Annotated in this window: 8 protein-coding genes; 4 read left to right on the top strand and 4 right to left on the bottom strand. The window is 74.3% G+C overall.

Features of this window, described 5'->3' with window-relative positions:
• Window positions 1-93: 93 nt before the first annotated feature.
• Window positions 94-3,267 carry a tetratricopeptide repeat protein gene (locus tag ACOV8S_RS16145; protein ID WP_448318511.1) on the top strand — a complete coding sequence of 1,058 codons (3,174 nt, stop codon included), beginning with the start codon at window positions 94-96 and terminating at the stop codon, window positions 3,265-3,267.
• 40 nt (window positions 3,268-3,307) lie between these two features.
• Here ACOV8S_RS16145 and ACOV8S_RS16140 read toward each other — a convergent pair whose 3' ends face one another.
• The 3 genes from ACOV8S_RS16140 to ACOV8S_RS16130 all read right to left on the bottom strand — a co-directional run bounded on the left by ACOV8S_RS16140 (window position 3,308) and on the right by ACOV8S_RS16130 (window position 6,069).
• Window positions 3,308-3,451 (bottom strand): hypothetical protein, encoded by a 144-nt coding sequence (locus ACOV8S_RS16140; protein WP_448318510.1) that lies wholly within the window; start codon window positions 3,449-3,451, stop codon window positions 3,308-3,310.
• 8 nt (window positions 3,452-3,459) lie between these two features.
• Window positions 3,460-4,068, bottom strand: coding sequence for an AEC family transporter (locus tag ACOV8S_RS16135; protein ID WP_448318509.1), 609 nt, complete (start codon window positions 4,066-4,068; stop codon window positions 3,460-3,462).
• A 141-nt stretch (window positions 4,069-4,209) separates the two neighbouring features.
• On the bottom strand, window positions 4,210-6,069 hold the full coding sequence (locus ACOV8S_RS16130; protein WP_448318508.1) for a phosphoenolpyruvate carboxykinase (GTP): 1,860 nt from the start codon (window positions 6,067-6,069) through the stop codon (window positions 4,210-4,212).
• A gap of 288 nt (window positions 6,070-6,357) precedes the next feature.
• On the opposite strand from ACOV8S_RS16130, the gene trhA reads away from it, so the two are divergent.
• Window positions 6,358-7,038, top strand: a complete 681-nt coding sequence (trhA, locus tag ACOV8S_RS16125) for a PAQR family membrane homeostasis protein TrhA (protein ID WP_448318507.1) — start codon at window positions 6,358-6,360, stop codon at window positions 7,036-7,038.
• Window positions 7,039-7,232: 194 nt separating this feature from the next.
• Complete coding sequence (locus ACOV8S_RS16120; protein WP_448318880.1) at window positions 7,233-7,964, top strand: Mut7-C RNAse domain-containing protein; 732 nt, start codon at window positions 7,233-7,235, stop codon at window positions 7,962-7,964.
• A gap of 543 nt (window positions 7,965-8,507) precedes the next feature.
• Here the strand turns inward: ACOV8S_RS16120 and ACOV8S_RS16115 are convergent.
• Window positions 8,508-10,550: a thioredoxin domain-containing protein gene (locus ACOV8S_RS16115; RefSeq protein ID WP_448318506.1), complete on the bottom strand. Its 2,043-nt coding sequence runs from the start codon at window positions 10,548-10,550 to the stop codon at window positions 8,508-8,510.
• 141 nt (window positions 10,551-10,691) lie between these two features.
• Here ACOV8S_RS16115 and ACOV8S_RS16110 point away from each other — a divergent pair, with 141 nt between their 5' ends.
• The gene (locus tag ACOV8S_RS16110) at window positions 10,692-11,252 is read left to right on the top strand and encodes a Uma2 family endonuclease (RefSeq protein WP_448318505.1); all 561 of its coding nucleotides are present in this window, start codon (window positions 10,692-10,694) and stop codon (window positions 11,250-11,252) included.
• Window positions 11,253-11,554: the final 302 nt, after the last annotated feature.

Here is an 11,554-nt window from a genome sequence, read left to right as displayed (position 1 = left end):
GGAACACTGGGCGGCTTCGGGGGACGCACGGGGGCGGAACACCTCCCGGGACCGCCGCAGGCGCACGGCATCGCCACCGGAGGGGGACCGGACATGCGCGACCCGCACCGCCAGGACGCCGAGAACCTGCTCGACCGCACGGTCAAGGAGGAGGCGCGCCGCAGCGGCGCGGACCCCGCGGTCCTGCTCACCCGCGCCCGCGCCGCCCTGGACGTCATGGCCCGCGCCGCCGAGCCGGAGTACCAGGCATACCTGCGCGCCCTGGACGCCGCCCGCAACGCCCACCCCACCTTCGCCCGGCGCTTCGCCCGCGAGGGCGGCGGCCCCACCACCTTCCTGGTGGCCGGGGTGGCCGCCGCGACCGCCACCGTCGCCGACCTCGCCCTCGGCACCGGCGGGGCGGTCGCCCTCGGCGCGGGGATCTCCGTCGGGCTGACCGCCACCGCGACCGCCGTCGTACGGGTCACCGCCTCGCACGTGCCCGCCGCCCACCACCACGCCGGCGCCGTGCTGCAGCCCGGAGGGCACGAGGCGCTGCGGCTGCAGTGGCTCACCGCGCTCGAGTTGCGCGGCATCCGGCCCTGGCTGGAGCAGCAGCGCCGGCTCGCCGCCCCGCCCCGGACGCCGACCGCGCCGCCCCGGCTGCGCGGCACCGACAAGAGCGCCGCCGCCCGCCGCCGCGCCGTGCTGGAGCGGTCGTTCGACCAGTTACCCCCGGCGGACGCCCCGTTCGCGGGCCGCCGCGAGGAACTGGCCGCCATCCGCCGTTGGGCCCGCGCCGCCCGCGCCGACGCCGACAGCCGCCCCACCGTGGTGGTGCTGCACGGCGCCCCCGGCTCCGGCCGCACCGCGCTGGCCGCCCGCGCCGCCCACGACCTGCGCGACGAGTACCGCGGCGCCTGCCTGGTCGACCTGCGCGGCGACTCCCCCTCCGACCCGCCGCTGCCCACCAGACAGGCCCTGCTCCACCTGCTGAACCGCCTGGGCGCGCCCCGCGAACAGCTCCTGTTCCGCGAGGGCTCCACCCCCGAGCAGCAGCTGACCCGCCTCACCGAGCTCTACCGCCGCCACCTGGCCGGACTGCCGGTGATCGTCGTGCTGGACGACGCCTCCGATCCGGAGCAGGTGCGCGCCCTCCTCCCGGAGCGTTCCGAGAGCCTGGTGCTGGTCACCTCCCGCACCCCGCTGGCCCTGCTGCGCGACATGCCCGCCCGGTCCCACCAGCTGGCCGTGCAGCCGCTGCCGGTGGAGGCCTCCCGGGAGGCCCTCGCCGCCTACACGCCGCCCGGCACCGAACGCGCGCAGGACGACGAGGCCACCGAGCGCGTCCACCGGCTGTGCGGCGGTCTGCCGCTGGCCCTGCGCGTCGCCGGCACCGCCCTCGGCGCCCGCGGCGCGGCCCGGCTCGCCGACGACCTGGGCGCGTACGGCCCGGTCACCCCCGTGCAGCGGGCCCTGTGGCTGCGCTACTCCGACCAGCCCGAGCAGGCCCGTCGCCTGCTGCGGCGGCTCGCGCTGGCCGGCCGGGCCTCGCTCGGCGCGGCGGCCGCCGCCTCGCTGCTGGACACCGACGAGCGGGACGCCTGGCGGCACCTCGCCTCGCTGGCCCGCGCCGGCCTGGTCGAGCCGGTCCGCGGCACCCGCTGCCGGCTGCACGACGTCGTCCGCGCCTTCGCCCAGGAACGCCTGCAGGAGGAGGAGACCCCGGCCGAGCGCACCGCCGCCCAGACCCGGCTGATCACCACCTACGCCGCTCTCGCCGACTCGGTGCTGCGGCTGATCGACGGCAACATCTCCACCCGCACCGGCCTGTCCACCCCGGCCGGCGCGGCCCCGCAGGGCTTCTCCTCCCTCAAGGAGGCGCTGCGCTGGCTGGACGACGAGTCCGCGTTCATCACCGCCGCGCTGCGCAACGCCGACGGCGTGGACAGCTCGGCCGTGCACGCCCTGCTCGGCGCGCTCTGCGACTACTGCCTGCTGCGCGGCGACATGTACCGGCTGGGCGAGATCAACGAGCTGGCCCGGTCCGTCGACGAAGGGCTGATGCTCCGCGCGGTGACCTGGCGCACCGGCATCGCCGCCCGGCAGATCGGCGACCTCGACAAGGCGAGAAGCACGCTGTCGTCGCTGGTCGACGACTACCGGGCCTCCGAGCAGGAGGCCGAGGCGGCGCGGGCGATGGGCTCGCTCGGCATCACCCTCCACCACCAGGGCAACCTCCCCGAGGCCGCCGCCAAGCTGCGCGAGGCGGTCAACCTGCAGGGCGCGCCGGAGCTGTCCGCCGACCGGGCGTGGACCCTGCACGCGCTGGGCGCCGTGGAGCGCGACCGGGGGAACCTCGCCGAGGCGCGGCAGCTGCTGCGGCAGTCGCTGGCGCTGCACCGGGCCGCCGAGGCGGTGCACGGCGAGGCGTGGGCCCGCTACCAGTTCGGCCAGCTGGCGCTGCGCACCGGTGACGTGGAGCGCGGACGGCAGGAGCTGCGGGCCGCGCTCGACGGGTACCGCCGCACCCGGGACACCCGGGGCCAGGCGTGGACCCGCACCCAGCTGGAGCGGGCCCGGCTGGCGGACGGGGAGGCGGCCGCCGCCGTGGAGGGCCTGCGCAAGGCGGTCGCGCTGCACCGTGAGGTGGAGGACCTGCGCGGCGAGGCGTGGACGCTGCACTACCTGGGCCAGGCGCTGGAGGAGACCGGCGACCTCGACGAGGCGGGCCGCGAGCTGGAACGCTCCCGCGCGCTGTTCTCCCGGATGCGGGACGTCTACGGGCTGGGCTGGGCCCGCCACCACCTGGCCCGGGTGACGCGCGACCAGCGCGCCGCGCGGGCCGGGTCGCTGCGCAACTCCGGGTTCGCGCGGCAGCTGCTGGTGGACGCGCGGGCCGACTTCCGGCGCGCCGGGGTGGTGCACGGGGAGGCCTGGAGCTGCGTGGAGCTCGCGGTCATCGACGCGGGCAACTCCCGCGAGGAGCGGGCGCTCGCGCTGTGCGACGAGGCGGTGGAGCTGGCGGCCGCCTGCGGTGACGTCCGGGCGGAGGGCTGGGCGCGGTTCCTGCGCTGCACGCTGCTGCCGTACACCGCGGCGGACGGCGCCGCGGTGGCCCAGCGGGAGCTGGCCGAGCTGCTCCCCACGGTGAAGGACCCGCGGCTGGCCGACTGCGCGGCCACCTGGGAGCTCTACCTGCGCCGCGGTCTCCCGCCCGGCGAGGCGTGGGCGGCCTGGCGCCTGGGCCTCACCCCCACCCGCGCCGCCCGCGAGATCCTGGGCTGACGGAGGCCGGGAGAACGCCCACGGGCCGGAGCGCGGCTTCTCAGGAGACGCTCAGGGCCCAGTGCGCCCACATGGGCAGCAACAGCAGCGAGACGACCGAGGTCTTGACCACCAGGGAAGCGGACAGGCCCACCCCGACGTCGTAGCGCTGGGCGAGGACGAACAGGTTCTGCGGCGCGGGCATGGCCGCGATCAGGACGAGTTGGCCGAGCCACGCGCCCCCGACGCCGAACACGTGGCGGCACACCAGATGGACGAGGAGCGGGAGGGCGACGCACTTGGCGGCGTCGTCAGCGAGGCGGTGACCGCCGACCCCAGCCGCCGGGCCGGGCCGCCGGAGCGGTCCGGCCGCCCCAGCTCCATGACCGCGATGACCACCAGGGACAGCACACAGACCTGGAGGAGCAGCACCGGGAAGACCGGCGAGGCGTCCCCGAACAGCATGATGAACACCGGCACGGCGAAATAGGCGGTGTTCACCTGGACCGCCGCCATGACGCGCAGAGCCACTCCGCGCGGATCGGTCACTCCGGACGCCCGGGCCGCCACGGCGACGAGCAGGGCCGCGGCCGCGGCGGCGGCCGCGTAGCCGCCGACGGCCCGTACGTCGAACAGTGTCCCGAGGTCGCTGCGGTAGACGTCGCTGAACAGGAAGCAGGGCACGGCGAAGAGGAACGCGTAGTCCGCGAAGGCCTTGGAGCTCTCGGCCGGTACCACCTTGCGCCGGGCGAGGACGACCCCGCCGCCGAACGCGAGCACCACCGGCAGCAGCTTCTCCAGAGCCGCGACGGCTCCCGTCACGCGGGCCCCAAGGTGTCGGTCGGTGCCGGCGGCCGGCGCCGACCAGGCGTGCGGAAGGCGAAATGCCGCGGCCGGCCAGGGCGACGTCGCAGGTCAGGGCATACGTCGGGGTGGCCGGCCGCGGGGCGCGGGGGAGCAGGGTCAGCCGAGGCGGCGGACCAGGGCCTCGTACTGGTCCCACAGCTCCTTCGGCGTGTGGTCGCCGAAGGTGTTGAGGTGGTCGGGCACCAGGGCGGCCTCCTGCTTCCAGACGTCCTTGTCGACGCTCAGCAGCAGGTCGAGGTCCTCCTCCGGCATGTCCAGGCCCTCGGTGTCGAAGGAGGCCTTCGCCGGCAGGATGCCGATGGGCGTCTCGACGCCCTCCGCCCTGCCGTCGAGCCGGTCGACGATCCACTTCAGCACGCGGCTGTTCTCGCCGAACCCGGGCCACACGAAGCGGCCGGCCTCGTCCTTGCGGAACCAGTTGACGTAGTAGATCTTCGGCAGCTTGCTCTGGTCGTCGGCGGCCTTGCCGACCTCGACCCAGTGGGCCATGTAGTCGCCCATGTTGTAGCCGCAGAACGGCAGCATGGCGAACGGGTCGCGGCGCAGCTCGCCGACCTTGCCCTCGGCGGCGGCGGTCTTCTCGCTGGCCACGTTGGCGCCGAGGAAGACGCCGTGGTTCCAGTCGAAGGACTCGGTGACCAGCGGGACCGCGCTGGCGCGGCGGCCGCCGAAGAGGATCGCGGAGATCGGGACGCCCTTGGGGTCCTCCCACTCGGGCGCGATGATCGGGCACTGCGCGGCGGGCACGGTGAACCGGGCGTTCGGGTGGGCGGCCGGGGTGCCGGACTCCGGCGTCCAGTCGTTGCCCTTCCAGTCCGTGAGGTGGGCCGGGGGCTCCTCGGTCATGCCCTCCCACCAGACGTCGCCGTCGTCGGTGAGCGCCACGTTGGTGAAGACCGCGTTGCCCCAGAGGGTCTTCATCGCGTTGGCGTTGGTGTGCTCGCCGGTGCCGGGGGCGACGCCGAAGAAGCCGGCCTCCGGGTTGATGGCGTACAGCCGGCCGTCCTCGCCGTAGCGCATCCAGGCGATGTCGTCGCCGATGGTCTCCACCGTCCAGCCGCGGACCGTGGGCTCCAGCATGGCCAGGTTCGTCTTGCCGCAGGCGCTCGGGAACGCGGCGGCCACGTACTTGGACTCGCCCCGCGGCGGCGTGAGCTTGAGGATCAGCATGTGCTCGGCGAGCCAGCCCTCGTCGCGCGCCATCACGGAGGCGATGCGCAGGGCGTAGCACTTCTTGCCGAGCAGGGCGTTGCCGCCGTAGCCCGAGCCGTAGGACCAGATCTCACGGCTCTCGGGGAAGTGCGAGATGTACTTCGTGGAGTTGCACGGCCACGGCACGTCCTGCTCGCCCGGCTCCAGCGGGGCGCCCAGGGTGTGGACGGCCTTCACGAAGAAGCCGTCGTCGCCCAGCTCGTCCAGGACCGGCCGGCCCATCCGGGTCATGGTGCGCATCGAGACGGCCACGTACGCCGAGTCGGTGATCTCCACGCCGATGGCGGAGAGGTCGGAGCCCAGCGGGCCCATGCAGAAGGGGACGACGTACATCGTCCGGCCGCGCATCGAGCCGCGGAAGATGCCGCCCTGCCCGTCGGCGCCCTGGAAGATCTCCCGCATCTCGGCGGGGGCCTTCCAGTGGTTGGTCGGGCCGGCGTCCTGCTCGCGCTCGGAGCAGATGAACGTGCGGTCCTCGACCCGGGCGACGTCGGTGGGGTCGGAGGCCGCGTAGTACGAGTTCGGGCGCTTGATCGGGTCCAGGCGCTTGAAGGTGCCCTTGCCGACGAGCTCCTCGCACAGCCGGTCGTACTCGGCCTCCGAGCCGTCGCACCAGACCACCCTGTCGGGCTGCGTCAGTTCGGCGATCTCGTGGACCCACGAGACCAGTTCACGGTGCTTGGTGGGGGGTTCTTCCGTCGCGTCGGTGAGGACGGACGGGGGAGCCTCGATGTCGCGCGCCACGAATTGCTCCTAATCAGGGTTGCTGCGGGTGGTCTTGCCCGGGACGTGGGTGGTGCCCTTTTGGTGCGTTTCGACCGCCCCGGATGATTACGGGTGCTCATTCGCGGCGGGTCTCACTCATATGATCTTCGAGGAGGAGCGCCCATCTGTCCAGGGGGGCGCACACCTGAGCGGCGTGAGCAACCTCACTGATTGTGGTGTTTGGCAGCGGGGAAGAGCACACTTACCTGGTCACGGGTCCCTCCGTGACCTGGGCACTCACCTGTAACTTACGGTCCCGTAGGTACGATGATCGACATGACCGCACCCTCCCTTCCGGAGCAGATCTCGCAGGAGATCAAGCCCCGGCTGCGCGGCTGGCTGCACCTGGGGATGTTCCCGGCAGCTCTGATCGCCGGACTCGTCCTGACCGCACTCGCCGACTCCACCCGGGGACGCATCGCCTGCGGGGTCTACGCCCTCACGGCATGTCTTCTCTTCGGGGTGAGCGCCCTCTACCACCGGGGCGACTGGTCCCCCCGAATGGACGGCGTGCTGCGCCGACTGGACCACGCCAACATCTTCCTGATCATCGCCGGCACCTACACGCCGCTGACGATCCTGCTGCTGCCCGACGCCCAGGGCCGGTGGCTGCTGTGGGGCATCTGGGCCGCCGCGGTGGCGGGCATCCTCTTCCGGGTCTTCTGGGTCGGTGCACCGCGCTGGCTCTACACGCCCTGCTACATCGCGATGGGCTGGGCCGCGGTCTTCTTCCTGCCGGACTTCATGCGCACGGGCGGCGTCGCGGTCCTGGTGTGCGTGGTGGTCGGCGGGGTGCTCTACAGCGTGGGCGGCGTGATCTACGCCCTGAAGAAGCCGAACCCGTCGCCGCGGTACTTCGGGTTCCACGAGGTCTTCCACGCGTTCACGCTGGCGGCGTTCATCGCCCACTACGTCGGCATCTCGCTGGTCGCCTACACGAAGGCGTAGTCCGCGCGCCGCACCGTGTGCCCGGGAGGGCCGGAAATCACTCCGGTCCGCCCGGGCGCACGTGTCATTCTGGCCGCATGGTCGGCAGTGCGAGCACAGGCGCGGGTACGGGGACGGGTGCCGCGGGCACAGGCGCGGGAGCGGGTGCGGGCGCCACGGGCGCCGGAGCGGGCCCGGGGGCGGAGGCGGCGGGGATCGACGCGACGGGGATCCACGTGCGGGTCGCGCCGGAGCTGCGGCTCTTCGTGCGCGCCGGGGAGGCGACGGCGCGGGTCGACGGCGTGTCGACGCTGGGGCACGTCGTGGAGTCGCTGGGGGTGCCGCTGACCGAGGTCGGCGAGCTGCTCGTCGACGGCCGGACGGTGCCGGTCTCGCACCATCCGACGGCGGGGGAGAGCGTGGAGGTCCGCCCGGTGCGGCCGCCGCAGCTCACGCCGGGGGCGCCGAAGGTGCCGCTGCGGTTCCTGCTCGACGTCCACCTGGGGACGCTGGCACGGCGGCTGCGGCTGCTGGGCGTCGACGTCGCCTACGAGTCGACCGACATCGGCGACCCCGCCCTGGCCACGCGGTCCGCCGCGGAGCGCCGGGTCCTGCTCAGCCGGGACCGGGGGCTGCTGCGGCGACGCGAGATCTGGGCCGGCGCGTACGTCTACAGCACCCGGCCCGAGGAGCAGCTGGGCGAGGTCCTGCGCCGGTTCGCCCCCCGGCTGCGGCCGTGGACCCGGTGCACCGCGTGCAACGGGGAGCTGCGGTCCGCCACCAAGGCGGACGTCGCCGACCGGCTGGAGGCGGGGACGTCGCGGTCCTACGAGGTGTTCGCCGAGTGCGGGGGGTGCGGGCGGGTGTACTGGAAGGGCGCGCACCACCAGCAGCTGGTCGACATCGTCGACCGCGCCGTCGCCGAGTACGGCCCCGGCACGTCCTGACCCTGACCCCTACTCCCTCGCACGTCTTCGCGCCGGGCTCCGGGTCCTCGCGCCGCGACGGCCCCGGCGCCGGGCCCGGCCCTGGCGTCGCACCCGGTCCTGGCGCCGGGCCCGGTCCTTGCGCCGGCACAGGGGGTGACCGCCCACACCGGGCTCGTGCGGGCGGCCGGCCGCCGCGCCGTCAGGCGAGGGCTGACCGCCTCGGGGCCGGGGACCTGTGTCGCCGGCGACCGGGCCGCAGGCCCGCGAATCCTGTGCCGGGCCGACCCCGCTCCTCAGGCCGGACAGGGCGGACCGGCGCACCCGCGCCGGCACCGGCGCGCGTGCCGGGGTCGGCCTGCTGCCCGTGGGTGAGCGCTGATCCTCCTGGCCGAGGTGCGGCGGGGCTGCCGCCCTGGGCTCCTGCCGCCCGGGCCCTCGGGTGCGCGCCGAACCCGGGGCTGAGGCGTGGAAGGGCTGGCACCCTGGGCAGACGCCGTCCCCGCCCCCGGGTGGGCGCGGCCCTTCGGGTCGAGGCGTAGCGGGGCCGGGGTGTCCCCGCGGTCAGGCCTGGGGCGCGTTGAGCACCTGGGCGAGGTGGGAGGGGTCGGTGGTGGGGGCGTCGCAGGTGAAGTGGCGGCAGACGTACGCGGCGGGCGCGCCGCCCACCAGCGGCCGGTCCGCCAGCAGCGGGAACTCGTCACCGCCCTCCGTGCCCACCGCCACCACCGCGCCCGGCGCCGTGCCGAGCAGCGCGGTCCGGTGCAGCGCGCGCGTCGCCTCGTCGTCCCGCGGGCCGACCAGGGCCACCTCGCGCGGACCGTCGATGCCTGCCTCGGACACCGCGAGACCCCAGCCGATGAAGCGCGGGACCCGCCGGGCCAGCAGCCGCACCACGCCCAGCGCCCGCTCCGCCGCCGTGCGGTGCGCGTCGGAACCGGTGTGCGCCGCGTAGGACAGCATCGCCCCGGCCGCGGCCGTCCAGCCGGAGGGCGCCGCGTTGTCGGTGGGGTCCTGCGGACGCCGGAACAGCCGCTCGGCGTCCACCGCCGTGTCGTACAGCGTCCCGGACTCCTCGTCGGTGAACCGCTCCCGCACGTGCCCGAGCAGCAGCCCGGCGAAGTCCAGCCAGACGCCCTCCCCGGTGACCCCGGCCAGGGTGATCAGGCCCTCGGCGACGTCGCCGTAGTCCTCCAGCACGCCCGCGTTGGAGCCCGCCCGGCCGTCCCGGCTGGTCCGGGTCAGCCCGGCGTGCTCGTCCATGTGGACCCGCACCAGCAGGTCCGCCGCGGCCACCGCCGCCTCCACCAGGTCCGGCCGGGCGAAGTACGCGCCGGTCTCCGCGAGCGCGGCGACCGCCAGCCCGTTCCACGCCGCGACCACCTTGTCGTCCCGGCCGGGAGCCGGCCGCCGCGAACGGGCCTCGGCGAGCCGGCGACGGATCGAGGCGACGCGGTCGGCGTCGAAGACGGCGTCCTGCTGCGGCAGCCGCAGCACCGAGGCGGCCTCCTCGAAGGTGCCCTCCTCGGTCACCCCGAAGACGCGGGCGGCCAGTTCGCCGTCCTCCTCGCCGAGCACCTCGGTCAGTTGCTCCGGCGTCCAGACGTAGTACGCGCCCTCCACGTGCCGGCCCGCGCCGTCGTCGCTGTCCGCGTCCAGCGCGGAGGCGAACCCGCCCTCGGCGGTGCGCAGTTCGCGCACCATGAAGTCGGCGGTCTCCAGCGCCACCCGGCGCGCCAGGTCCGAGCCGGTGGCCCGCCACAGGTGGGCGTAGACCCGGCAGAGCAGCGCGTTGTCGTACAGCATCTTCTCGAAGTGCGGCACGATCCAGTCCCGGTCCACCGAGTACCGGGCGAAGCCGCCGCCGAGCTGGTCGTAGATGCCGCCGCGCGCCATCCGCTCGCAGGTGTCGGCGGCCATCTGCAGCGCGCCCTCCGAGCCGGTGCGGGCGTGGTGGCGCAGCAGGAACTCCAGCACCATGGACGGCGGGAACTTGGGCGCGCCCCCGAACCCGCCGCGCACCGCGTCGTATTCGCGGGTCAGCCCCAGCAGGGCCGCCGCCATGTCCTCCTCGCCGGGCGCCGCGTCGCCCGCGTCGCCGAACGGCATCACCCGCCCCGACAGGTCCTGGACGATCTTCCCGGCGACGTCGGTGACCTCGTCGCGCCGCTCCGCCCAGGCGGCGTGAACGCCCTGCAGCACCTGCAGGAAGCCGGGCTGGCCGTGACGGGGCTCGGGCGGGAAGTACGTGCCGAAGTAGAACGGCTCGGCGTCCGGGGTGAGGAAGACGGTCATCGGCCAGCCGCCCTGCCCGGTGGCCGCCTGCACCGCCTCCATGTACACGGCGTCCACGTCCGGCCGCTCCTCGCGGTCGACCTTCACGGGGACGAAGTGCTCGTTGAGGTAGGCGGCGACCGCCTCGTCCTCGAAGCTCTCGTGCGCCATCACGTGGCACCAGTGGCAGCTGCTGTACCCGACGCTGAGCAGCAGCGGGACGTCCCGCCGGCGGGCCTCCTCGAAGGCGGCGGGTTCCCACTCCCACCAGTCGACCGGGTTGTCGGCGTGCTGGAGCAGATACGGCGAGGTCGCATCGGCGAGACGGTTCATGCGCCTCAGCCTCTCACGCCCCCGGACGCGGATGCGGAAGCTCGCACGAGCCGGCATCGCGACTGCTCTCCGGTACTCCCGGGACAGTACGCTGGGCGGAGCAGCACCGGACCCGTCCAGGCTCCTCGAAGGAGGGACACCGTGACCGCCGAGATGGTGGCGCCCGCGTGGATGCGTACGCAGATCAGTGCGGAGCAGTACGACTCCTGGTCCGAGGAGCAGTGCGCCGGCATCGAGATCGTGGACGGCATGGTTGTCGTGAGCCCGAGCGCCTCCAAGCGGCACATCCGGCTGGCTCGGGTCCTGGCCAGTGCTCTGGACGCGGCTGCGGGCCCGGACTGGAACGCGGATACGGACTTCGACGTTCGCCTGCAGGACATTCCGCTGACCAACCGCCGACCGGACGTCATCGTCTACCGGGCGGAGACCATCGACCTCACGCCCACCCGCCCCGAGCACGTGCTCCTGGTGGCCGAGGTCGTGTCGCCCGGTTCGGAGACCACCGACCGGATCGTCAAGGTGGACCAGTACGCCAAGGCCGGCATCCCCTTCTACTGGCGGGTCGAGCAGGCCGGTGTCCCGATCGTCTACACCTACGTCCTCGACCCCGCCACCAGGACGTACCGGGACGGCGAGATGTTCACCGGCACCGTGAAGGCCACCGCGCCCTTCTCCCTCACGGTCGATCTCGGGGTCCTGTAGGAAGGGCCGAGCCGGCCGTCTCCAACCTCGCGCACGCCCCCCGGGGCGGGCGGCACGAAACGGGGGACATGCCCCGGTGCCCGGCGCCCGGTACCCGGCGCCTGGTACAGGCTTGTCACACAACTCCCTTGTGCCCGTTCCGCCCCGGGCGCTTCGATGTGTCCCGCGTGTGGCGTCACGTGATGCCACACCTCAACGACACCTGTGGGGGGCACAGTTGAACGGATACAGGGCACGGGCGGGCGGCCGGGCGGGCACCGCCCTGCCGCCCGCCCGTGCCCTGTATCCGTTCAACTGTGCCC

This window comes from Streptomyces sp. CO7, assembly GCF_053474865.1.
This window is presented reverse-complemented; position numbering and strand designations above follow the sequence as displayed.

Excerpts from the sequence above, each read along its gene's own strand:
- ACOV8S_RS16145 (WP_448318511.1), top strand. The coding sequence starts at position 94 with ATGCGCGACCCGCACCGCCAGGACGCCGAGAACCTGCTCGACCGCACG.
- ACOV8S_RS16140 (WP_448318510.1), bottom strand. The coding sequence starts at position 3,451 with ATGCCCGCGCCGCAGAACCTGTTCGTCCTCGCCCAGCGCTACGACGTC.
- trhA (WP_448318507.1), top strand. The coding sequence starts at position 6,358 with ATGATCGACATGACCGCACCCTCCCTTCCGGAGCAGATCTCGCAGGAG.
- ACOV8S_RS16115 (WP_448318506.1), bottom strand. The coding sequence starts at position 10,550 with ATGAACCGTCTCGCCGATGCGACCTCGCCGTATCTGCTCCAGCACGCC.